20 protein-coding genes are annotated in these 24,132 nt (G+C 63.2%); 11 read left to right on the forward strand and 9 right to left on the reverse strand.

The features are described from left to right. Positions 1–136 (reverse strand): succinate dehydrogenase, cytochrome b556 subunit (locus VOM14_RS29180; protein WP_442955600.1); only part of this gene is annotated, 136 nt, incomplete at its 3' end. Between the two features lie 223 nt (positions 137–359). Between VOM14_RS29180 and VOM14_RS29185 the strand changes: the two genes are divergently transcribed. Continuing rightward, positions 360–1,244, forward strand: coding sequence for a LysR family transcriptional regulator (locus tag VOM14_RS29185; RefSeq protein WP_327632194.1), 885 nt, complete (start codon positions 360–362; stop codon positions 1,242–1,244). 137 nt (positions 1,245–1,381) lie between these two features. On the opposite strand, the gene VOM14_RS29190 is transcribed toward VOM14_RS29185, so the two are convergent. Then, entirely contained in the window at positions 1,382–2,113 is a 732-nt protein-coding gene (locus tag VOM14_RS29190; protein ID WP_327632195.1) for an IclR family transcriptional regulator, read from the reverse strand. A 162-nt stretch (positions 2,114–2,275) separates the two neighbouring features. On the opposite strand from VOM14_RS29190, the gene VOM14_RS29195 reads away from it, so the two are divergent. The 9 genes from VOM14_RS29195 (at position 2,276) to VOM14_RS29235 (ending at position 15,002) form a co-directional block, all read left to right on the forward strand. Continuing rightward, positions 2,276–3,160 (forward strand): aldo/keto reductase, encoded by an 885-nt coding sequence (locus VOM14_RS29195; RefSeq protein ID WP_327632196.1) that lies wholly within the window; start codon positions 2,276–2,278, stop codon positions 3,158–3,160. Further along, on the forward strand, positions 3,157–4,581 hold the full coding sequence (locus VOM14_RS29200) for an aminotransferase (protein ID WP_442955601.1): 1,425 nt from the start codon (positions 3,157–3,159) through the stop codon (positions 4,579–4,581). Before VOM14_RS29195 ends, VOM14_RS29200 begins: the two co-directional genes overlap by 4 nt. Positions 4,582–4,688: 107 nt before the next feature. Continuing rightward, positions 4,689–6,023 (forward strand): NAD(P)/FAD-dependent oxidoreductase, encoded by a 1,335-nt coding sequence (locus tag VOM14_RS29205; protein ID WP_327632197.1) that lies wholly within the window; start codon positions 4,689–4,691, stop codon positions 6,021–6,023. A gap of 53 nt (positions 6,024–6,076) precedes the next feature. Further along, positions 6,077–8,116 (forward strand): hydantoinase/oxoprolinase family protein, encoded by a 2,040-nt coding sequence (locus VOM14_RS29210; RefSeq protein WP_327632198.1) that lies wholly within the window; start codon positions 6,077–6,079, stop codon positions 8,114–8,116. A 24-nt stretch (positions 8,117–8,140) separates the two neighbouring features. Continuing rightward, positions 8,141–10,156, forward strand: a complete 2,016-nt coding sequence (locus VOM14_RS29215; protein WP_327632199.1) for a hydantoinase B/oxoprolinase family protein — start codon at positions 8,141–8,143, stop codon at positions 10,154–10,156. A 257-nt stretch (positions 10,157–10,413) separates the two neighbouring features. After that, a complete protein-coding gene (locus tag VOM14_RS29220) occupies positions 10,414–11,943 on the forward strand; it encodes an ABC transporter substrate-binding protein (protein ID WP_442955602.1) in 1,530 nt (509 codons plus the stop codon). Positions 11,944–12,027: 84 nt separating this feature from the next. Further along, positions 12,028–13,305: an NAD(P)/FAD-dependent oxidoreductase gene (locus VOM14_RS29225; RefSeq protein WP_327632201.1), complete on the forward strand. Its 1,278-nt coding sequence runs from the start codon at positions 12,028–12,030 to the stop codon at positions 13,303–13,305. An 84-nt stretch (positions 13,306–13,389) separates the two neighbouring features. Next, entirely contained in the window at positions 13,390–13,788 is a 399-nt protein-coding gene (locus VOM14_RS29230; protein WP_327632202.1) for a hypothetical protein, read from the forward strand. Positions 13,789–13,793: 5 nt separating this feature from the next. Further along, positions 13,794–15,002 (forward strand): MFS transporter, encoded by a 1,209-nt coding sequence (locus VOM14_RS29235; RefSeq protein WP_327632203.1) that lies wholly within the window; start codon positions 13,794–13,796, stop codon positions 15,000–15,002. 21 nt (positions 15,003–15,023) lie between these two features. Here the strand turns inward: VOM14_RS29235 and VOM14_RS29240 are convergent, their stop codons facing one another. The 7 genes from VOM14_RS29240 to VOM14_RS29270 form a co-directional block, all read right to left on the reverse strand. After that, complete coding sequence (locus VOM14_RS29240; protein ID WP_327632204.1) at positions 15,024–15,212, reverse strand: hypothetical protein; 189 nt, start codon at positions 15,210–15,212, stop codon at positions 15,024–15,026. A gap of 874 nt (positions 15,213–16,086) precedes the next feature. Beyond that, entirely contained in the window at positions 16,087–16,812 is a 726-nt protein-coding gene (locus VOM14_RS29245; protein WP_327632205.1) for an aspartate/glutamate racemase family protein, read from the reverse strand. Then, positions 16,809–18,026, reverse strand: a complete 1,218-nt coding sequence (locus VOM14_RS29250) for a DUF917 domain-containing protein (RefSeq protein ID WP_327632206.1) — start codon at positions 18,024–18,026, stop codon at positions 16,809–16,811. Before VOM14_RS29250 ends, VOM14_RS29245 begins: the two co-directional genes overlap by 4 nt. Next, complete coding sequence (locus VOM14_RS29255; protein WP_327632207.1) at positions 18,016–20,334, reverse strand: sigma-54 dependent transcriptional regulator; 2,319 nt, start codon at positions 20,332–20,334, stop codon at positions 18,016–18,018. The genes VOM14_RS29250 and VOM14_RS29255 overlap by 11 nt, the downstream gene beginning before the upstream one ends. A gap of 498 nt (positions 20,335–20,832) precedes the next feature. After that, on the reverse strand, positions 20,833–21,243 hold the full coding sequence (locus tag VOM14_RS29260; protein WP_327632208.1) for an RcnB family protein: 411 nt from the start codon (positions 21,241–21,243) through the stop codon (positions 20,833–20,835). Between the two features lie 185 nt (positions 21,244–21,428). After that, a complete protein-coding gene (locus tag VOM14_RS29265) occupies positions 21,429–21,677 on the reverse strand; it encodes a hypothetical protein (RefSeq protein WP_327632209.1) in 249 nt (82 codons plus the stop codon). A 404-nt stretch (positions 21,678–22,081) separates the two neighbouring features. Beyond that, positions 22,082–22,999 (reverse strand): LysR substrate-binding domain-containing protein, encoded by a 918-nt coding sequence (locus VOM14_RS29270; RefSeq protein ID WP_327632210.1) that lies wholly within the window; start codon positions 22,997–22,999, stop codon positions 22,082–22,084. A 100-nt stretch (positions 23,000–23,099) separates the two neighbouring features. Between VOM14_RS29270 and VOM14_RS29275 the strand changes: the two genes are divergently transcribed. Beyond that, entirely contained in the window at positions 23,100–24,131 is a 1,032-nt protein-coding gene (locus VOM14_RS29275) for a DUF1338 domain-containing protein (RefSeq protein ID WP_327632211.1), read from the forward strand. Position 24,132 lies beyond the last annotated feature (1 nt).

A 24,132-nucleotide genomic window follows, 5' to 3' on the forward strand; every position in this document is an offset into this window, starting at 1 on the left:
ATACGAACAGCAGGGCTCCGCTCACGCGGTGAAGAATCGACACGCGTCCCGCGAGCGGAAGGCGATACGCCGTCAATATCTGCCCGATACCGATGTTCCGGAATTCCGGCCTCGGTTTTTTTAATGTGTCAGCCACAGTAGACCCCTTCACTTCATTAGATAAACACAACGGCGCACACCGCCGCGCGCCCTGATTGGCGCGACTCGTCCCGCCATGCATCGTGTAACGGTGAATGGCCCGTGTATTGCGGGAAGACTTATAAGGACGCGGACTGCGCGATGGCGATATTTTGTCGCACCGCTGATATACTGTCCAATATCTATCGCGTCTTCCTGAAATAGTTTTTTTCGAATATCAGATGGAACTGCGCCATATTCGCTACTTTCTCGCGGTTGCCGAAGAGCGCAACGTCACGCGCGCGGCCGAAAGACTGGGCATTGGCCAGCCGCCGCTGAGTCAGCAGATCCACGCCCTCGAAGACGAAATCGGCGTGCGGCTGTTTCGCCGCACAGGCCATGGCGTCGTGTTGACGGAGGCCGGCGAGGCATTCGCGAGCGACGCCAAGCGCATCCTGCACGACACGCGCCTTGCTGTCGAAAAGGCGCAAAGCGCGGGGCGGGGCGAGGTCGGGCAGCTCAACATCGGCTTTACGGGCTCGGCCGCCTTCAATCCGGTTGTGTCGAAGCTGATCCGCTCATACCGGCAGGCTTATCCGAATGTCACTCTCACGCTGGCCGAAGGCAATACGGCGCAACTGCTCGCCTATCTCGGCGACGGGCGTGTGGACGTTGCCTTCGTTCGTCTCGGCAGCCAGTCGCCGGCCGGCGTGCAGTTCCATCACATTGCGATCGAGCCGATGAAAATCGTGCTGCCGGCCACGCATCGACTCGCGAAGAAACGCAAGATCGCACTGTCCGCATTGGCGGACGATCCGTTCGTCATGCTGCCGCGCGAGGCGAGCCCCACGTTGCACGACGTCATTGTCGGAGCATGCCGCGAGGCCGGCTTCGAGCCGATTGCCGGACAGCAGGCGCCTCAGCTTTCGTCCGTGGTGAATCTGGTCGCGGCGGAATTCGGTGTTTCGCTCGTGCCCGCTTCCGTGTGTCAGATCCAGGTGGAAGGCGTCGCTTATACCGACGTGCTCGGCAACGCGATTTCGATTCGCCTGGTGCTGGCATCGCGTATCGAGGAAGCGCCGGCCAAGACGGCGAATTTCCTCGCGAAGGCGGTGGCGTTGACGTAATCGATTGCAGCGGGCAATCCGGTGCAAGGTCCGCTCAGCGCCACGGTCTTTTTTAGCAACACATCTACTCGATTGCGTCAGCGTGCAACGACGGTTCGCGCGTGATGAGACGCGCCTGTCCGTGTCGCCGCCCGGCGCTACACGCTGATCGCCGCTGCCGCCTTCGCCACGGCGTTGCCCCATTCTTCGAGACGCGCCGGGTCATAGCGGGATTCCGGCATGGAGATGCAGATGCTCGCCGCCGGCGCGCCGTCTGAATCGATGATCGGCGCGCCGATCGCGCAGACCGCATGGCGATACTGCGAGAGATTCACCGAATAGCCGCGTTGCCGGATGCGCTCCAGTTCGAGCCGTATTTCAGCGGGATCGCACGGTGTCGCCTCGCTGAATTTCGCGAGGTCGCGGCTCAGGATTTCCTCCACATCGCGCTCTTTCATGTGCGCCAGCACGGCGAGCCCCGTGGCCGTGGCGTGAAACGGGCTGAGGTCGCCGATCGGGCTGAACGTGCGCACGGTTTGCGTGCAATCTGCGCGGTCGATCAACACCATCGACTTCGTGCTGTCCGGCACCGACAGGTGAACGGTCTCATTGGTCAGGTCGCGCAGTTCGCGCATCGGCTCGCGTGCGGCCGCGTAGAGCGCGCCGCCGCGCAGCGCCGCGGGCCGCACGCCGAGAATGCGCGGACCCACTTCCCAGCGCGTGAGGTCGCCGCTCGTCTGACGCAGCCAGCCGGCCTCGTGAAACGTCAATAGAACGCGCTGCACGCTGGACTTCGGCATGTCGAGCAACCGTGCGAGCACGCCGACGCTGACCGGCTGGTTCTGCGACACCGCCTCAAGAATTTCCAGGCTCTTCAACAAGCTTTTCATGCACGTCTCCCATGAAAGATGGCGACAGCTCACGCACGCGCGCACGCCGCGCTTGCAACGCAAAAAAGCGCGTGTTACTTTTCATGCGCTGGATTTGGAACGCCGTGCCGTATTGTGGCACACCTTCTTCGCGTTGAAAAGCACTGGGGAATGACTAGGGCAATGGGAGACTCATTTCAGCCGCTCGCCGCTTTGCCGGTAATCGAAGCGCACGGCGCACGCATTCCGCGGATCGGCCTCGGTACCTGGCAGTCCACTCATGACGAAGGCGTGCGGGCCGTGCGCGCGGCGCTCGCAGCGGGCTATCGGCACATCGACACGGCTGCGCGCTACGAGAACGAACAGGCAGTCGGCCAGGCGCTGGCCGCGAGCGGTCTGCCGCGCGACGAGGTGTTCGTCACGACCAAGGTCTGGCATACCGAATTGCGCGCCGCCGATTTCAAGCATGCCGCCGAGGCGAGTGTCGCGCGGCTCGGGCTGGATCACGTCGATCTGTTGCTGGTGCATTGGCCCAATGCCGAAGTGCCGCTGGAAGAAACCATCGGCGCGTTATGCGACGCGCAGCGCCGTGGACTCACGCAGCACATCGGCGTATCGAACTTTCCGGTGGCGCTGCTCGATCGCGCGGTCGCGCTCGCCTCGGTGCCGCTCGTCGCCAATCAATGCGAGTACCACCCGTATCTCGATCAGACCAAAGTGCTCGACGCCTGCCGGCGCCACGGCATCGCGATGATTGCGCACACGCCGCTGGGCAGCGGCAAGCTGCTCGCCGATCCGGTCATCGCGGAGATCGCGCGCGAGCATGCGCGCCAGCCGGCCCAGATCATCTTGCGCTGGTTGATGCAGCAACCCGGCGTGGCGGCCATTCCCAAATCGTCGAACCCGGTTCGGATCGGCGAGAACCTCGCGGTATCCGATTTCGAGCTGGATGCCGATTCGATGGCGCGCATCGGCGCGCTGGCCCGCGCCGACGGCCGCGTGAGCAAAGCGGCATGGCATCCGCAATGGGACACCCCGGCATCTATCTCGGCGACACAGACACCATGAACTTCATCGACACCGTGATGAACCCTGCCGCTCGCACGCAAGGCGAGATCACACTCGAAACCGACCGGCGGCATCTGATGCATCCCGGCACGCATGCGTCCGATCACGCGTCCGGCGAACTGGATGCACGCCTGATGACGCGCGCGAAGGGCCTTCGCATCGAGGACCACGCGGGCCGCTCGTACATCGACGCGTTCGCGGGACTCTATTGCGTGAACATCGGCTACGGACGCGAGGAAATGGCCGACGCGATCGCGGCGCAGACACGAAACCTCTCGTTCTATCACACGTATGCGGGTTTTTCGAACGACCCCGCTGTCGAGTTGTCGCGGCGCCTGATCGAGGAGTGGGCGCCGCCCGGCATGAAGAAGGTCTACTACGGCATGTCGGGCTCGGATGCCAACGAGACGCAAGTCAAACTCGTCTGGTACTACAACAACGTGCTTGGCAGGCCGCGCAAGAAGAAGATCATCGCGCGGCAACGCAGCTATCACGGCTCGGGCATCGCAACCGGCAGCCTCACGGGGCAGCCGAAATTCCACGCGGGCTTCGATCTGCCCTTGCCGCAAGTGCTGCACACGGCCAGCCCCGACTTCTATCGCGATTCGCGGCCTGGCGCGAGCGAAGCGGAATTTGTCGCGGCGTGCGTCGAGCAACTCGAACAACTGATCGCGCGTGAAGGCGCCGACACCATCGCCGCCTTTTTCGGCGAACCGGTGATGGGCTCGGGCGGCATCGTGCCGCCGCCGGCCGGTTATTGGCCCGCGATCCAAGCCGTGCTCAAGCGTCACGACATTCTGTTTGCCGTCGACGAAGTGGTGTGCGGCTTCGGCCGTCTCGGTTCGCGCACGGGCAGCGAGCACTACGGCCTCGAACCCGATTTGATGTCGGTCGCGAAAGGACTGACGAGCGGCTACTTGCCGTTGTCCGCGGTGATCGTCAGCGAGCGCGTGTGGGATGTGATCGAGCGCGGCTCGCGCGAGCAGGGCGCGATGAATCACGGCTGGACCTACTCGGGGCATCCGGTATGCGCGGCTGCGGCGCTGACGAATCTCGACATCATCCAGCGCGAGCAACTGGTGCGCCACGCGGCCGAGGTCGGCGCTTATTTGCAGGCGCGCTTGCATGAAGAGTTCGACGCGCATCCGCTCGTCGGCAATGTCAGAGGCGTGGGCATGCTCGCCGCGCTCGAATTGATGGCCGACAAAACGGAGCGCCGCGCGTTTCCAGCGGCGCTGAAGGCGAGTCAGCGCGTTGCGCAGGCGGCGTTGGCGCGCGGGCTGATCGTGCGTGCGCTCGGCACGCACGACATCGTTGGATTCGCGCCGCCGCTCGTCGCCACGCGGAGCGACATCGACGAAATCGTGGCGATCACGCGCGACGCGTTGCACGACGCAAGCGCGGGCTTACTCGCGTCATGACCGCCGTGCATTTCGCCGTGCATTTCGCCGTGCTTTTCGCCGTGCTTTTTTTTCGCGCCCTCGCCTGACCGGCGAGAGCGGCTGTCCAACCAACCAGGGACTCAATCGTGTCCACGCGCAATCCAGTGTTCTCGTCTGATTTCACCGACACACCGTACTGGTGGAAAGACTGGCGTCCTCATGATCCGTTGATGTCGGAACTGCCGCGCGAAGTGGACGTGGCAATCGTCGGCGCCGGCTACGCGGGCTTGTCCTGCGCGCTCGAACTCGCGAAGCAGGGCGTGCAGGTCGCCGTGCTCGAAGCCGATGTGCCGGGCATCGGCGCGAGCACGCTGAGCGGCGGACAGGTGTCGGGCGGCGTGAATGTCGGGAAGGCGCCGTCTGGCAAGAAGCTGGATAGTTCGGTATCCGAAGAACGTCAGCGCACGCTGTTGACCGAGGCGTCCGTGTCATACGAGATATTCGAAAGCATTCTGCGCGACAACGGCATCGAGTGCAGTTATGTGAAGGCAGGCCGCATCAACGCGATGTGGACCGACGCGCACATGGAGGCGTGGCGCAAACGCATTGTCAATCTGAACACTTATGCGCGCGCCGGCGCACGAATTCTCTCGCGCGAAGAACTGCGCGGCGAACTCGCGAGCGACATCTACGCGGGCGGCGTTCTGCTCGAACGCGCAGGCCAGGTTCATCCGTCGCTCATGTTCGCCGGTCTGCTCGCCGCCGCGCGCCGTGCAGGCGTCACGGTATGCAGCCACGCTCCGGTCAAGAGCATCGCGCGCGTCGGCGCGCAATACGGCATCGAGACTTCGCGCGGCGCGCTCGTCGCTCGCCACGTGGTGATCTGCACGAACGGCTACACCGGCGCGTCGATGCCCGACCTGCAACGCCGGGTGGTGCCGGTCGTGTCGCATCAGATCGCGACGGAAGAATTGCCGGCTGACTTGCAGCGCTCGCTGATACCCAGGCGTCGCGGCATTTCGGAGACGCGCCGTGTCGTCAACTACTACCGCTATTCGCCAGATGGCAAGCGTCTGATGTTCGGCGGCCGCGCGCGCTTTTACAACCTCGATCGCCGGCAGTCGGCTGCGATTTTGCATGCACAGATGGTCGAGCGCTTTCCGCAGATGGCCGACGTCAAGGTGGCCTACAGCTGGGGCGGAACCGTGGCGCTCACGCTCGACTTTCTCCCGCATCTCGGCCGCACGGCGGACGGCCTGTACTACGCGCTCGGCTGCAACGGCAGCGGGGTGGTGATGATGACGTACCTCGGCTACAAGGTCGCGCGATTGATCGTCGAAGGAAAGGCGCCTGAAACCAGCGCCTACGGCACGCCGATGGTCACGCATCCGCTGTACAGCGGCAAGCCGTGGTTCATGCCCGCGCTCGGCAGCTACTACCAGATTCGCGACGTAATCGATAAACGCAAGCAGCACGCTTGAACCCGGCAGCAGCGCCGGCACGCATATTACTTGAGACAGGCAGGGACACGACCATGGGTTTGAGAATCGGAGTCGATATTGGTGGCTCGTTCACCGATTTCGCGGTGCTGGACGAAACCACCCGCACCATTCGCACGCTGAAAGTGTTTTCGCGGCCGGACAGCCCCGGTAGCGAAGTGCTCGCGGGCGTCGACGGATTGCGCGAGCGCTACGGCATCGAGCCACACGAAGTGACCTATTTCACGCACGGCACGACCGTCGGCGTGAATGCGGTGGTGCAGCGCCGCGGGTTGAAACTCGCGCTCATCACCACGCGCAATTTCGAGGACGTGCTCGACATCGCGCGTTTGAAAATCCCTGACATGTATCACCTGATGTCGAGCCGGCCCGCGCCGCTCATTCCGCGCGACCGCGTATTCGGCGTGGTCGAGCGTCTTGGCGCGGACGGCGCGGAAGAAACACCGGTTGACCAAGCGAGTGTGCTCGATGCCGTGCGCGGCCTGCAGACAGCGGGCTGCGAGGGCGTCGTGATATCGCTGCTGCACTCGTATCGCAACCCGGCGCACGAGCAGCAGGTGAAGGCGATGATCGAGGCGGCGATGCCGGGCTTTTTCGTGTCGTGCTCGCACGAAGTCTGGCCGATCATCCGCGAATACGAACGAACGGTGACGGCGACGATTGGCGGTTACGTGCAGCCGCGCGTGTCGAACTATCTGACGCAGTTGCAGGCGGCGCTCGCCGAAAGCGGTGTCAACGCGGACCTCAAGGTCACGAAGTCGAACGGCGGCGTGATGAGCGCCGAGCACGGCAAACAGAATTGCGTGCAGATGATTTTATCCGGCACGGCGTCTGGTGTGATCGGCGCCGCGTATCTCGCGAAGCTGTGCAAGGTCAAGGACTGCATGAGTCTCGACATTGGCGGCACGACCGCGGATATCGCGCTGATCGTGGACGGCAAACCGCAGTACGCGACCGGCGAATACATCGGCGAATTCCAGATTCATATTCCGTCGGTGTCGGTGTCGTCGGTCGGCGACGGCGGCGGCTCGATTGCATGGGTGGACGAGTTCGGCGTGCTCAAGGTCGGCCCCGAAAGCGCGGGATCGAGCCCCGGCCCGGTGTGCTATGGACGCGGCGGCACACGCCCGACCATCACCGACGCGTTCGCGGTGATCGGCGTGCTCGGCAGCGCCGCGCTCGGCTACAACGCGGTGAAGGTGGACGTGGACGCGTCGCGCCGAGCCATCGACCCGCTCGCGCGGCGTCTCGGTCTCGACGTTTATCAAACCGCGGCGGCTATCGTCGAGGTGTCGATTTCGGGCATGTATGCAGGTGTGAGCCGCCTCAGTTCGCGCTTCGGCATCGACCCGCGCACGTTCGCGCTGATGCCGTTCGGCGGAGCGGGCCCGATGCTCGGCTGCTTTCTCGCGCGCGCGTTGAACGTGCGCAATCTGCTGATTCCCACGACGCCTGGCGTGCTCAGCGCGCTGGGCGGCCTGATCGCAGACACCAAGAACGATTTCGTTCGGACGACGTATTATCCGCTCGATCGCGCATCGCTCGGCTTGCTCGCGCAGGACCTCGCGCAGCTCGAAGCCGACGCGCGCGCCTGGGTGACTCGCGAGACCGGCACGGATGCCAGCGCCGACATTGTCGTGTCGGCCGATATGCGCTATCGCGGGCAATCGTTCGAAATCGACACGCCGCTTGCGGCCGAGGCGATCACCAGCGGCGATATCGGAGCAATCGCGCAGGCGTTTCACCGCGAACATGCGCGGCTCTTCGGACACAGCGACGAGAAGTCGCCGATTCAGGTGGTCGCGCTGCGCCTCGTCATCACCGCGCCCACGCCGAAACCCGAACTGCCGCAGATCGCGGTGGGCGAGGGCGCGCCGCGCGTCGAGTCGGAGATCGATGTCTATCTCGATGGAAGCTGGCGCCGCGTGCCGCTTTACCGGCGCGCCGCATTGCTCGCCGGACACCGCTTCACGGGCCCCGCGATCGTCGCGCAGGACGACACCACGACCTGCGTGCTGCCGGGTTTCGACGGACGCGTGGACGAATACGGCAACCTCTTTCTCGAAGCCGTCTGATTGGCCGACCTTGGAAAACGCACCATGACATTCGATAAATCCGTCCTTCAGATCTTCGCGAACTACTGCGTCGCGGCCGCCGAAAGCATGGCGTACACGCTCGTACGCACCGCGCATTCCGCATTCGTGAAGGAAACCGAAGACTTCTCCTGCACGCTGATGAACACGCGCGGCCTCACGTTCGCGTCGCCGAAAACGCTCGGCGCGACCTGGTATCCTGGCCTCGATTTCGGCGCGGTGATCGACATGATCGATCACTACGAACCGGGCGACATCTGCATGACCAACGACGCGTATAGCGGCTACGTCGCCACTCATACGCCCGACGTCATGATGTGGAAGCCGGTGTTTTTCGAAGGCGAGATCGTCTGCTATGTCGGCGGCCACATTCACAACACCGACATGGGCGGCGCAGTGCCGGCGTCGCTGTCGCGCACGCTCACCGAGATCTATCAGGAAGGTATCCGGTTCGCGCCGACCAAGATCGTCCGCGCGGGCGTGCTCGATGAGACCTTGCTCGAACACATGGCGATCAACGTGCGCGCGGCCGAGCAGAATCGCGGCGACTTGAAGGCGCAGATCGCAATGCTCATGACCGGCGAGCGGCGCGTGCTGGAGATCATCGAGCGCTTTGGCATCGAACAGTTTCGCGCCGGCATGGACGCGCTGCTCGACTATTCGGAAGAGCAGGCGCGAACGATCGTGCGAAGCATGCCCGAGGGCGAATACTTTTTCGCCGAATACGCCGACGAAGATTCGGTCAACGGCAAACCGCTGCGTGTCGCGCTGACGTTGACCGTGAAAGACGGCTCGCTCGTGTTCGACTTTACCGGCAGCGACCCGCAGTTGAATTCGTCGCTGAATATGCCGACGGGCGGCAAGGAGCGGCATGTGCTCGCGCTCGTCGGCCTCAACTATGTGCTGTATTCGCTCAATCCCGACTTGCTGCTCAACGCGGGCATGCTGAAGGTGGCGCGTTGCATCATGCCGGAAGGTACGATCATGAACTGCGTGCCGCCCGCCGCGGTCGGCATGCGCAGCCTGACTGCGAAGGTCGCGCAGTACGTCACGTTCGGCGCGTTCTCGATGGTGTGCCCCGAGCGCTTGCCCGCGTGTCCGGCGGGCGGCATGTCGATCCTCAACGTGAAGACGGTGGATCGCAACGGCCGCACGGTGATCGCGTCGATTGGACCGGTGGGCGGCGGCGCGGGCGGCATGGCGTCGGCGGACGGATCGGACGCGTCCGGTGCGAACGTTGCGTTCCTGCGCAATACGCCCGTCGAAATCAACGAAGCGGAAGTGCCGATTCGCATCACACGCTATGGCGTCGTGCCTGGCAGCGCGGGCGCAGGCAAATATCGCGGCGGACTCGGCACCGTGATGGAGTTCCGCGTGTTCTCGCCCGGCACCCTCGTCACCGCGCGCAATCGCGATCGTTCGCGCTTCGCTTCGTGGGGCGTGCTGGGCGGAAAGGCGGGCGCCGTATCGCGGTTTACCCGTAACCCGGACACCGAAGCCGAGGAGAACCTCGGCGTGACCGACCTCGTGATGTGCGGACCAGGCGACGTGATCCGTCTGGAAGGATGTGGCGGCGGCGGGTATGGTCATCCTTACGAACGCGATACGCAGAAGGTGCTGGAAGACATCCGGCGCGGCTATCTTTCCATCGATCAGGCGCGCGATCTCTATGGTGTGGTGCTCGCCGACGGCGCGATCGATGCGGATGCCACCGCGCGCTTGCGCGAGGCCGCGAAAAGCGCGGCGCAGCAGCGTCCGGCAAGTCACTTCGACTATGGCGCGGAGCGCAACGCGTACGAAGCGAAATGGACTCGCGAGCGCTATGACGTGTTGACGGGCATTCTCGTGCGCGCGCCGGTCGTGTGGCGGCACTTCCTGAAGCACAAGATCTTCGACGCATTGGACGCAAGAGAGGCAGCCGGCACGTTGACGCCGGGCGCGGACGTGATCGCGCAACTGTATGACGAAGTTCTGCAACGCTACCCGCAACTGCTCGAAGCACAAACGCCCGTTAGCGCCTGACGCGCGGCACTGGCGGCGTGTTCGGGATGCAAAGCCGGCGACCATGCAAATTGACGCGTTAGCAGCGAAAGAACAGCTTGATTATGCCGTCTACGTTTTTTTGTCGGCGTTCCGCGCGTTTTCTGCAGGCATACGATTCTGCTAACGAGACACGGAAATCTTCTCGTCGCGTACATACGTTGTTTAGATCACTTACTTCCGCGGAGCCAATTGACGTGAACGACGAAATCTATAACCGCGGCATCAGCCGCCGCGACATGATGCGCTTGTTGGCCGGAACCGGCATGATGGTCGCCGGCGCAGGACTGCTCACGGCCGCGCCGGGCGCGCTGGCCGCCGAAGTGCCGAAGAAGGGCGGCAGTATTCGCGTGGCTTACGACGCGGGTTCCGTCTCCGATACGCTCGATCCCGCCGCGGGATCGACCGGCAGCGACTACATTCGCTTCTTCATGTTCTATAGCGGCCTCACGCAGCTCGACGAAAGCCTCTCGCCGCGCATGAACATCGCCGAATCGGTAACCAGCACGGACGCCAAGACGTGGATCATCAAGTTGCGCCAGGGCGTGACCTTTCACGACGGCAAGCCGCTGAAACCCGCCGATGTGGTCTATTCGCTGACGCGTCACAAGGACCCGAAAACGGCCTCGCGCGTGAAGACGCTCGCCGACCAGTTCGCCAGCGTGACGGCGAGCGGGCCGAACGAAGTGACGTTGACGCTCGCAGTGCCGAACGCCGACCTGCCTGTGATTCTCGCGACGCCGCAACTGGTCATCGTGAAGGACGGCACGACCAACTTCAACTCGGCGATCGGCACGGGTCCGTACAAGCTGAAGAGCTTCAAGCCGGGCGCGGGCACGGTCGGCGTGCGCAACGACAACTACTGGAAGTCCGGCCAGCCGTATCTGGATCAGGTCGAGCTGATCAGCATCAGCGACAACGCCGCGCGCGTGAGCGCGCTGCTTGCCGGCGACGTGCACCTCATCAATTCGGTCGATCCGCGCGCGACGAAACGGATTGCGTCGACGCCCGGCTACGAGATCAAGGAAACCAAGTCGGGTCTTTACACCGACCTGATCATGCGCCGTGACAACACGCTCACGGGCAACCCGGATTTCGTGAAGGGCATGAAGTACCTGTTCGATCGCGATCAGATCCGTTCGGCGGTGTTCCTCGGTTATGCGGTGGTCGGCAACGACCAGCCGATTCCGCCCGGACACCGTTACTTCAACGCGTCGCTGCCGCAACGCAAGTTCGACCTCGACAAAGCCAAGTTTTATATGCAGAAGGCGGGCGCGATCGGCACGGCGTTGCCGCCCATCTACGCCACCACGGACGCGAACGGCTCCATCGAAATGGCGCAGCTGATCCAGCAGACGGCCGCGAAAATCGGCGTCAACGTGCAGGTGAATCGCGTGCCCGGCGACGGCTACTGGTCGAATCACTGGATGAAGCATCCGCTCGGTTTCGGCAGCATCAACCCGCGCCCGAGCGCGGACGTGCTGTTCACGCAGTTCTTCAAATCCGATGCGCCATGGAACGAGTCGGCGTGGAAGGACCCGAAGTTCGATCAACTGCTGGTGGCCGCGCGCGCGGAAACTGACGACGCGAAGCGCAAGCAGATGTACGGCGAAATGCAGGCGCTGGTCGCGGACGAAGGCGGTATCGGCATTCCGACGTTCATCAGTCTGCTCGACGCCAACGACAAGCGCCTGAAGGGTCTCGGCTCGATTCCGACCGGCGGGATGATGGGCTTCTCGTTTGCCGAATACGCGTGGTGGTCTGCCTGACAAAGCGGCTCGCACGCCGATGAATCCGGTTGCCGGCCGCGATGATGCGGCCGGCTTGTGTCATGGCTTTCAATCAAAAATGCAATGAAGCTTGATTCGTACTGGCTGGACACTGCGCCTCAGTTCAAGGACGGCGTCGAAGGTCCCGTGGAGGGGCGCAGCGATGTTGTCGTGATTGGAGGCGGCTTTACGGGTTTGTCGGCCGCATTGGAACTCGCCACGCGCGGCGTTTCGGTTACGGTGCTCGAAGCCGGGCGGATCGCGGGCCAGGCGTCGGGGCGCAATGGCGGGCAATGCAACACGGGCGTCGCGCAGGATTTCGCTTCACTCGCGGCGAGCGTCGGACTCGAACAGGCTCGCGCGTTTTATCGCGCGTATGAAAGCGCGGTGCAGACGGTCGAATCGATCGTGACGCGACATCGGCTCGACTGCGATTTCATGCGCACCGGCAAGCTCAAGCTGGCGGCGAAGCCGAAGCACTTCGAGAAACTGGCGCGCACTCATGACGTGCTGTATCGCGAAGTCGATCAGGATATCGAACTAATCGAGCCGGCGCGCATGCGCAGCGAGGTTGGCTCCGATGGTTTTCATGGCGGACTGCTGCAACGCAACTGCGCGCAGATGCACATGGGCAAGTTCGGCGTGGGCCTTGCGCAGGCGGCGTCGCGTTATGGCGCGCGCGTCTTCGAAAACGCAGCCGTCACGCAGATCAAACGCATGAATGGCGGCTACGAAATCACGTGCGCGCGCGGTGTGATCCGCGCGCAAAACGTTCTGGTGGCAACGGGGCCTTCGCGGCAAGGGCCGCTGCAATGGTTCCAGCAACGCATGGCGCCTGTCGGCAGCTTTATCGTGGTTACGGAGCCGCTGGCCAAAGCGCAACTGGACGCGCTTTTTCCGCATCGGCGCAACTATGTGACGTCGCTGAACATCGGCAATTATTTTCGCGTGACGCCCGATGACCGGCTGCTGTGGGGCGGCCGCGCCCGCTTCGCGATGTCCGATCCGCAGTCTGACGCGAAGAGCGGGCACGTGTTGCAGGCCAACCTCGCGAAGTACTTCCCCGAGCTTGCCGCCACGCGGATCGACTACTGCTGGGGCGGCCTTGTCGACATCACCGTGGACCGGCTGCCGCGCGCCGGACAGCATGACGGGCTCTACTATTCCATGGGCTACAGCGGGCATGGCGTGCAGATGTCCACGCATATGGGCCGCGTGATGGCCGACCTGATGTCCGGTTCTTCCGCCGAGGCCAACCCGTGGCGCGCGCTGCCCTGGTCGCCGGTGCCCGCGCACGCGGCGCGCAAGTGGATGCTGCCGCTCGTCGGCGCGTATTACCGGATTCAGGACATTCTGCATTGACGGCAGGCGTGGCGCATTCATGACCGGTTCAAGCGAGGTGCCTTTACAATTCAGCACTTCGATTCGACAAACGTGAATTGCGCCATGCGATACCTCCTTGCACTGACTCTCGCGGCGGCCGTGGCCGCGAGCACGGCCGCGAACGCCCAAACGTCCGCTAACGCCGATACCCCCAAGCTGGACTGCGCGATTGGCCAGGTGACCGGCGTCGGCGGATCGGAGCAGAGCGTGCGCGAATACCTCGCCACGCCGCCGCGCGACCAGTATCGCTACCTGGCTGACAACCCGATTCAATGCCGCGTTTCCGACGAAGGGCGCGCGACGGCATGCACCGGCATCACGAGTCTGCGGCGTGAAAAGGTCAGCGTGTACGACGAGATCGACAGCGTGTTGATGACCGTGGTTGCGCGTGTGGAACTCGATCACGGCACTTATCCGGTGATGATCGCGGTGCAAAAGCGCGACGTGAAGTGTGAGGAGTAAGCGTCATGCGGGCGAGAACTCGAATCGGCGTTCTCGCGAGCATTCCGCGAAGCGTCTGGGTGCTGGGTTGCGTCAGCCTTTTCATGGACATCTCGTCGGAGATCATCCATAGCCTGCTGCCCATGTTTCTGATGGTCGGTCTCGGCGCGAGCGCGGCGACCATCGGTGTGATCGAAGGCATTGCGGAAGCGACCGCGCCCATGGTCAAGGTTTTCTCCGGCGCGCTCAGCGACTACCTGGGAAACCGGAAATGGCTCGCGGTGGCGGGCTATGGATTGGGCGCGCTCAGCAAGCCGCTCTTCGCCCTTGCGCCGAGCGTCGGTGTGGTGGTTAGCGCGCGCATCATCGACAGAGTGGGCAAGGGCATTCGCGGCGCGCCGCGCGACGCGCTCGTGGCCGACGTGACGCCTGCCCATCTACGCGGCGCCGCGTTCGGGTTGCGCCAGTCGCTCGATACCGTCGGCGCGATGCTGGGGCCGTTATTGGCGGTGATCATCATGGCGTTCTCGGCGGATAACTTCCGGCTCGCGTTCTGGCTTGCCGTGATACCCGGTTTGCTGGCGGTCTCGCTGTTGACGCTCGGCATTCACGAGCCACCGCGCGAGCCCGGCGCGAAGCGGGTGAATCCCGTGACGCTCGACAATCTGAAGAAGCTCGGCGCTCATTACTGGTGGGTGGCCGCGATCGGCGCCGTGTTCGCGCTGGCCCGCTTCAGCGAAGCGTTTCTCGTGCTCCGCGCCATGGGCAGCGGCGTTCCCGTCGCGCTGGTGCCGCTCGTCATGGTGGCGATGAACGTCGTGTATTCGCTGTCGGCGTATCCGTTCGGCAAACTCGCCGACACCATGAATCACACGAAACTGCTGATTGCGGGCCTCGTCGTGCTGATCGGCGCGGACGTCGTTCTCGCGCAAGGCAGCCACTGGAGCATCGTGCTGGCGGGCGTCGCGTTGTGGGGATTGCACATGGGCATGACGCAGGGCCTGCTGGCGACCATGGTGTCTCATACCGCGCCGGCGGATCTGCGCGGCACGGCGTTCGGCTTTTTCAATCTGCTGAGCGGCGCCGTCACGCTGCTTTCGAGCGTGATTGCCGGCGAACTCTGGGACCGGATAGGCGCCGCTGCCACGTTCTATGGAGGCGCCGTGTTTTGCCTCACGACGGTCGTGCTGCTTCTGTCCGGCAAGGCACCGGACACGCGCGCAACCAAGCATTGACGACTGAATCGAAGGCCGGCGTTATTCCTTCAGTTCGGCGATGAGCCGGCATAACCGGCTGAGGCGATTGCTGAACATCGGCGCTTGCGGCGCCTTTTTCAGGTGCTCGACGCGGTCGCGCCAGTAAGTCGGCGGAAACGGTTTTTCCGACGCCCATGCGATGACGCGTTCAAGATGAACGAGTTCGCTTTCGAAAATATGGTGGTGCATGTGTCAACCCCGTAGATGGCCAGTCTGGTCCTGCTCGCGGCGTTGCTAACAACCTGACGCCGCGCAATTGACGCCGCGGGATGCTGCTCGGGCAGCTTATTTTCCGCGCTTCCATTCAGACGGCGAGCCGCCGTTGCCTGTCCCCGAAGGGAGGCAACGACGAGCCTAGCCAACCCCGCAGCGGATCGTCCGGTACATAGCCAGAAGATTTCCGCCATTCTGCGCTACGCGTCGCCATGAGCTTCTCTATCGGAAGTATTCGCTAGCAATGTTTCGGCACAGTTACGACTACAACAACAGCACAGCCCTCTCGTGATTCGCGGCCAACGGCGCATGACCGTTGGCGTCGACCGGCGCTCGCACAATCGTTCGTATGACTAATCGACGGATCTCGACGATCGACGGCGATCGGACCATCAACGGTCCCAGTCATCCAGCAACGGCGGCCAGCTTTCACTGGACGCCGGCGCTTCGAACACCTTGCGGCGCGCGATCTTTATAGGTTCTCTCAGGTTCCTGCTTGCGGACGCATTCTTTGCCGCATCGGGCCAACGCTATATAAGCAATGGCTGTGCCATGTAGTGACAGTCCGGCTGCGCGGGGATCTCGCACTATTTGGGTGGTGGGATGCGGTCGATTCCGTCCATACGGCGTGGAGGAGGTGGACGTTTTCGTCCGCGTCGCCATGCGGCGCGCGTCGACGGGCGAATTCGTGCGCATCCGCAGCGGATTTGGATGAAATCACAAGCAAAAAGGATGACAGGGCGAGAATAAATGTCGACGTGAAGGCCGGGCGAGGCGGGAACGTCCGATGCGGCGCGGCTCACGCGCGCCGCATCGGACGGTGATGGACGAAAACGGACGGGCTTAAAACCTACGGCTGCAAGCTGACCTTGCTATACGTCAGCCGGCTCGGGCGCACCTGCATACGCACCAGCGAAACTAGGAAGCTGAAGCCGGCCTGATTCGGATCGATCACCGGCACAAAGCCGCCCGTGGCCTCGCTGAGCAGCGTGGAAACACGGCTCGCGACATCCACGAAACCCGTGCAGCCGAGCAGAATGGATTGCGCGCCGTCTTCCTTGATGGCCTGCAGCGCCGCTTCGAAGGTGCGCACCACGACCACGTCGATGTCCTCCAGTTGCGCGACCGGGCAATTGATCGCGCGGATCGACGCGAACGTGTCCTCGATGCCATACGTCTGCGGATGAGCGCGCTGCATCGCGAGCGTGCTTTGCAGGATCGTGATGATCGAGAACCGCTGGCTCAGTGCGAGGGCCGTGAACGCCGCAGCCGGAAATCCGCCGATGATCGGAATATCGATCACTTCGCGCGCGGCTTCCACGCCGCACATATCGAAGTCGGTCAGCCAGATGCCGTCGAAACCGTCGTTCGCGATGGCCTGTGCAAGCTCCACCACCGGCATGCCGTTCTGCAGCCAGTTCGTGCGGTTCTCAATGTCCGGATGCCCTTGCGCGATGTTGCGAATCTCGACGTGCACGTCCGGCGGCACGACCGGCGCGATGGCCTTCATGATGCGGTCGTTGTACTGCGACGTGGCGACGGGCACGAGCACGCAGATGCGAATCGGTGAGTTCAAGATGCGTCTCCCTTGCGCGCGGACGCGAGCGTTTCGAGCGGCACATACGGGCCGAGGTAGCCGAGCGAGTTCAGCAACTGCATGAAGCTGTCGAGAATCAGGCCGGCTTTGCGCAGTTCGGGTTCGGCACGCCAGGCGATCAGCGTCACTGGACGCTTGCCGATGGCGGGATTCAGCGAACCGTCAGCGTTCACGAGGTCGCCGTTGCTATAGATCGACTGGCCTTCGCCGCCAACAAAATATGCGACGCTGTCTGGCGCGAGCACGACCGGCTGCGGACACAGGCTGTCCCACACGAGCAGCGACTCGTTCTGGTACATCACCGTATAAGTGTGCTGGCCGGCCTGAATGCGGATCTTGCCCACGTCGAAGCCGCCGCTCGTATCCACTTCGGCGGAAATCAGTTCGCCCGGCTCCGAAATCGCTCGCGCGTGGAGTCCGCAACGTTCGATCAGATAGCCTGTGATCTGCTGGGCGCTGCGGATCTGTCCGGCTTGCAGCGCGCGGCCGAGGTCCAGCGCGCGCTTCAGCGTGCCGCGAATCGGCGTGGCGGCGCCGATGTCGGCCGGCGTCATGACCCACATCGCGAGACCGCCGAACTGACCGAACTCGGGATCGGCGACAACCGGGCGCATCATCTGTTCGACGATTGCCGAGACGTCGCGTTGATGCGTCGGCGCGCCGTTGTTGCCGTCGCGCGGCGTCACGTCCAGTTCGACGCACAGGCCGCCCTGGCTCACGAGAAACGCGGGCCGCGGGTCGATCTCGGCAGCGGCGAAAGTGAGCATGGGCAGCGAGGGCACGGCGCGGCCGGCGCCGTCGGCGTCGATGACCGCGAGGCCGAGTTTCGCCGCCACGAGCGCCGCGACCGTGAAGCCGAGCGCGCCGCTTTCCGGCGGCATCACATAGGCGAGCTTCGTGGATTGCGACGCGAGCCGCGCTTGCACGTTCTGCACCGCGGTGACGGGCCCGAGCGGATAGGTCGCCGAGTTGATCGCTTCGGGCGCGCCGAGATAGGCGACCATGACGGCCGCGCCCTCGGTGGCCTCATCGACGGAGACGACCTTGACCGTGTCGGCCGGATAGTAATCGCCGGCGACGAAATGCGCGGCCAGATGCCGTGCCGACTCGATCGTGCCGCCTCCGCCGCTGCCGAAGAACGCGGCGCCCAGCAGCAGCGGTTCCAGGTCTTCTCGCCGTAGCTCATATGCCATTTGCGATTCCTTTCGTGTAGTTGTGTGAAGAAGCGTCTTGCTGGAGTTGGGAGAGCAGATTCGCAGCGCCCGTGACGCGCGGGGTGGCATTCGGTGTCAACGAGCGCAAGCCGCGCTCAAGCGTTTCGATGGCTTCGGCGACGCGGCCCGTGGAGCGCAGCAGGTCGGCGAGGTAATGCGCGGCGTCCACGCGCGCGGGCACCGAGCCGAATGCGAGCGCGGTGGAGAGCGCGGTGCGCAGGCCGAGTTCCGCGGCGTTCACATCGCCGAGCGCCCATTGCGCGCGTGCCCGCGTGACCAGCAGCTTGCCGAGATAGACGCGCTCCTGACGCGCGAGCGTTTCGTCGATCGCGGTCGCGAGAATCGACTCGCAGGCTTTCGCGCGGCCGGCGCGCAGCAGCAATTCCCCGTGGTGCCACGTCTTGAACGAATAGAACAGCGCACCGCCATTGCAGACGACGTGATTATCGTAGCCGTCGAGCATGACAGTTTCCGCTTCGTCGGAATGGCCGAGCGCGCTCAGATGACAGGCGCGCAGCACTTGCCCGACGCCGCGATAGAACGCGAAGCCATTCGCGATCGACACCGTTTCGAGTTCGCCCGCGAGCTGGCCGAGCCGGTCCAGGTCGTCGAACAGGCACGCGAGCCACGCGGCGCCTTGCAGGTTCACGACATGAGCGAGCGCATGCACGCCGGGCTCCGAGGCGCGCAGGATCAGCATCTCCATGGCGCGCCGCGCCTGTCCGAAAGCGCCGATCTGATAGGCGGCGAGTCCTTCGAAAGTAAGCGCGAGACTGGCCAGGTCGATGCCTTGCGAGCCCGTGCGGATGTCGTTGTGCCCAATGCCGAGCAGGTTGCCGCGCGCGAGGCACGCCAGGGCTTCTTCACTGTCGCCGAGCCAGAACAGCGTGTTGGTCATCGCGACGTGGGCTTCGTCGAGCGAGACGCGGTCGCCGCCGTTCTGCGCGCGCTCCAGCATGTTCTGCGCGGTCGCGCGCGCCTGCTTCAATTGCAGTGTCGTCAACTGCGTGGTCCAGATGCCGAACTGGATCGCCGCGATTTCAGCCGGCGTGCAGACGCCTTCGCCAATCGCCAGCGCCGCGGCGTAGCACGCGGTGGCCTCGGCGTAGAGCCAGCCGTGCACGCTGCGCAAGCTCATGCCGAGCAGCCGGTAGGCGTCGAACTGAAGACGGCGCACGGCTTCCTGTTCGTTCGGCGTTTGCAGCACGTCGACGCAGCGGCGCAGCGGCGCGATCGCTTCCGCGAAGCGGGATTCGCCGATCAGCGCGCTCCCCTGTTCGAGGCACTTGCGTGCTTCGCGGTGATGCTCCTCGCGCGACTTCAGACGCCGCTCGATCGTCTTGCGGCCCACGCCGAGCAGCGCGGCGGCCGCGCTTTTGTTGCCGCTCGTGCGTTCGAGCGCGCGGTCGATCAACAGGTCCTCGGCGGCGGTGAGTTTGTCGCGGCCTTCGAGTTGCAGCAGCATGTCGGCGAGACTTGCGCGCGAGACTGGCCCGATCGCTTCGTTGGCGAGGAACGGCTCCAGCGTGTCGACGTCGATGAGCGTGCTTTCGGCGAGCACGCTCAACTGGCTGATCAGATTGCGCAATTGCCGGATATGCCCGGGCCACGTGTGCTGCGCGAGCCGCCGCAAGGCGGGCGGCGAAAACTCGAGACGGCGTGTGTGCTGAGACGCGAAGTGGTTCACCAGCGCGGGGATGTCCTCGACGCGCTGCTCCAGTCCGGGCACCGCGAGCACGAAAACCGCGAGCCGGTAAAAGAGGTCTTCGCGGAAGAGCCCTTTGCGCGCGAGTTCGCGCAGGTCGCGATGGGTCGCGGCAACGACCCGGCCACCGAAGTGCAGGCTCGTCGACGAACCGAGCGGACGGAAGGTGCGCGTCTCAAGCACGCGCAGCAGTTTCGGCTGGAGCGCGAGCGGCAATTCGCCGATTTCATCGAGCAGCAGCGTGCCTTTGCCGACCTGCTGAAAAAGTCCCTGACGGTTTTCGCCCGCGCCGGTAAAAGCGCCTTTGACATGCCCGAACAGTTCGGCTTCGACGAGATGCTCGGGAATCGCGCCGCAGTTGACGTCGACGAACGGTTGATCCCGACGCTGACTATGCGCGTGCACGCGGCGCGCGACCAGTTCCTTGCCCGAACCGGTCGGCCCGAGAACGAGCAGCGGATGATCGGTCGGAGCGACCCGGTCGATCATCCTGACCAGTTGGCGAAACGCTGGCGCGCCCCCCACGAAGGAGCCCGACTCGGCCTTGTCGTGGGCGAACGGAACGACGGGGGGATAGCTCATTTACAAAGTACGCTCCACATGATTCGCGCGTGGCGCGGCGCGGAAATTGCCATCGAAAAGAAAGCGGTCATGCATCGATCTGATGTCCGGAGAAACCTCCGACCCTGTGGTCGGAAATGTCCAGTGCAAGACGAGACAGAGTATGACGGCTCGCTGCCGATGTTGTCTTTCGAAATTAATCTTGGGGGAAGCGCGTGTGGGGGTTTCATCGAAGTGTCTTGCCGCAGCCGGTGAAATGGTGCAGCGATCACGCCGGTTCGGCGGACGGAGTAGCGTGTTGGATGTGTGTGCGGAGCGCGTTATGTGACTGACATAACGGCGCGGCGGCCGCGATTCTTTAATCGCCGCGCGCAAGAGAGATGGATTGACTGGCCGCTAGTGGGCCGAGTGAGTGCGGCGCATGTTCAGACGAGCGGACGATGCTCATCGCCGCGCTCGCCGTGTGTCATGACTGCGCCGAAATGCAAGCGCCGAACACGTCAAAAATATTACGGGCGGTTACGGGCCGACTCGCAGAATCAGCCCCGACGAGATCTGCACCATCAGATAGTCGCCGCCGATGCCGATCCACGAATAGCCGTGCGGCGGAGGCGCGAGATGATAGTCGCGCCAGTCGTCGATCACATACTGGCGGTCGCGATACTCGGGCGGCAGACGATCGCCCTTGCGCCAGTGTCCCGGCGCATTGGCCGAGTTGCCGGGACCATACGAGTCGTGTCCGGGCGGCATGTGTTTAGGGCCGTGGCCATTCGATCCGTGACCGAGGTCCGGCCCGTGATCGTAGTCCTGACCTTGATCGTGATGTCCCTCGTGGCCGGGATTGTCATGCTGCGGTTGGGCGAGAGCGAGCGAGGATGCCAGCATACCCGCGGTCATCAGCGACGCGAGAAATATGCGGGATCTATTCATTACCTATCTCCTGTGAGGCCAGCAGGTTAAAGGGTGCGAAAGCACTGAAACGGACGAGCGGAATCGATCCGTCAGACAGGTATGTTAGCGGACTCGCCAGATCCAATACGCGCAGCGATTGATTTCGCGATTGAAAACGTTTTCGTTTCCGTCAAGCGCGCGTTTGAATATGCGCGACGCGCGCATTAGCTCGCGCTGATGGCGGTCCGATGAGCCGCGTTATTCGTGGCTTGAGCTTCGAGTTCGTCCAGTTGCAGGAGCAGCAGATCCAGCGAGCGCAATTGCTCATTGGTCAGGTGCTGCGAATCGAGCAGTTGATAGAGCCGCAAGCGCCAGTAGGCGCCCGGCAGGATCGGTCCTGCAAGATCCCCGGCCATTGAAGCGCCCATTACCCGCACGAGATGCGCGATTTCGAGGTCGATTAACGTGACCATGACATACCTCGCAATGTTCGTTTTAGTTATCTAACCGTGAGCAACCGAACCTTAGTCGAAATACGCCAAATTACCAATAGGTGAATTAATCACGACGCTTCAAAACCCGCGGTCGCTTCATTACGGAAAACTCATGCAGCATCGAATGCAAGCCGGTGCGCAGCGTCTTTCATTGCGCGACAGAAAATGTTAAATGTCGGCGCTCGCAATTTATAAATCGCCTTTCGGCGCGTGGCGCCTGCCGTATTGCGTCGCGCGCAAACGTTTTTATCGTTTTTACCGACATTGCGACGCATAAGCGATATGCGTCGTAAATCGCCGTGTGAATGTCGTCGCCCTTGCCGCTGGTTTCCTGCGCGAGCGGTCGCAATCGACGCGGCAGGTGGCGCAATCGCTGCCGGATCTCAGCGCCTGGAGGACGTGGCGGGCGTGTTGTAGGCGCTGGCTTTTTCAAGCAGCCATGTCCTGAAGCATTCGAGCGGTTTGCCGTGGCTCAGCTCGGTGGGATAAACGAGGTAGTAGGCGGAGTCTTCCACCGTGGTAGCCGCGTAGGGAATGACGAGGCCGAGCTGCGTGAGCCGTTTGTCGACAAAAAATTTCGGCACGAGCGCCACGCCGAGTCCCGTGGCGGCCGCGCTGATCAGCATGGTGTGCAGTTCGTAGCGAACGCCTTGCATCGTGGCGTTGTCTTCCACCCCGAGATTGGCGAACCAGCGGGACCAGGCGTCCGGACGCGTGGTGGAATGAAGCAGCGGGTAGCCGAGCAGTTCGTGCGGCTTTTTGATGGGCTTTTTCAGCAGCGTCGGCGAGCAGACGGGCACCACTTCTTCGCCGAACAGATAGTCGGACGACGTGCCCGGCCATGTCGGCTTGCCGTAGTGAATGGCGGCTTCGAAATGCGACTCCTCGAACGAAAACAGATCCGTGCGAACGCCCATGTTGATGCGCACGTCGGGATTGCGCGCGTTGAAATCCTTCATTCGCGGAATCAGCCATTGCGACGCGAAGGTGGGTAACACCGCGAGTTCCAGGTAGCCGCCGCCGCTGCCATGCGCGACGATCGAGAGCGTGTCGCGGTCGAGATTTTCCAGCGCGCGCCGCACCTGCGTGCCATAGAGGCGCCCGGCGCGCGTGAGCATCACGCGTTGCTTCGAGCGAACAAAAAGGCGCACGCCGAGATTCGATTCGAGTGTCGCGATCTGCCGCGACACGGCGCTTTCCGTGAGAAACAGTTCCTTCGCGGCATGCGTGAAGCTTTCGTGCCGCGCCGCGGCTTCGAAGGCCAGCAACGCGCTCATGTTGGGAATTTTGAACTTGCGCATGTTAGTTCCGGAAAATCATCAAGTAGCAATTTAATCTCGCTTTACGCAATGCGCAACAGTTCGAATAATGCCAGTCAACATGAGTTCTCAGAGAAATTCGATGCGCCATTCAAACGTTGAACGCCTGTTGCTCAAGCTGCTTGGTCCCCTTAAAACCGAGTCGCTTTTTACGACGCTGAATTTTCCGCCCTCGCTCAGCGATTGGGAAGACGGCATCGTGACGCGCGCCGAACTCGCCCAGGCGATGAACATGGCGTTGTTCGAAGACCTGCTGGCGCGTTCGCCGAACGGCCGCGCGTACACGCGCGAAGCCGTAGCAAACGGTGGTTCGGTTTATTTCGATCACGGCGCGTTGCGCACGGTTCGTTGGGCAAGCAATGGCGCGCTGCCGCCTGGCGAAGCCGCGTTTGCGCGCATTCTTCGACCGCTCGGCTTCAGAGTGAACGGCCGCTATCCGCTCGACAAACTGGGCATGACGGGCCGCGCGTATGCACACGAAGACGCGCCCGACGAGATCGCGCAGTTCTTCGTGAGCGAGCTGCATCCGGAGCGCTTCTCCGCGGAATTCCAGCAGGCGGTGACCAACGTGGTCGGTTCGTCGAAAGAACCGTTGACGCCGCTTGCCGTTTCGCAGCTCTGGGAGCTGGAGCGCGAAGGCTCGCTTCCCATCGACGCGGCGCATGCGTTGTTGCCGGTTATCGTCGGTGCGTTCGCGCGTCAGCACGATGTGCCGAGCGAGGCCGACTACGAAGTCCTGTTGCGCGAGTCTGCCGAAATGGCCTGGATCGCGACAGAAGGCAGCGCGTTCAATCACGCAACCGACCGCGTCGACGACGTGTTCACATTGTCCGACGAAGAAAAGAGCAAAGGCCGGCCAATGAAGCCCGAAGTCGAGCGATCGCGCTCGGGCCGCATATTTCAGACGGCCTATCGCGCGGATACGGTGACGCGTCAATTCAGAGCGGCGGGTGGCACGCTCGTCACGCGCGATGTGCCTGGTTCGTTCTATGAGTTCATCACGCGCAAGCGCACGTTCGATCAGGCGTCGCGCAGCTGGGTCACGGACTTGCGCTTCGACGCGGGCAACGCGCAAGGCATTTTCAAAATGACCGCCAACGCGGCGGTGCAGTGAC

This window comes from Paraburkholderia sp. MPAMCS5 (assembly GCF_036016995.1).
Taxonomy (GTDB): domain Bacteria; phylum Pseudomonadota; class Gammaproteobacteria; order Burkholderiales; family Burkholderiaceae; genus Paraburkholderia.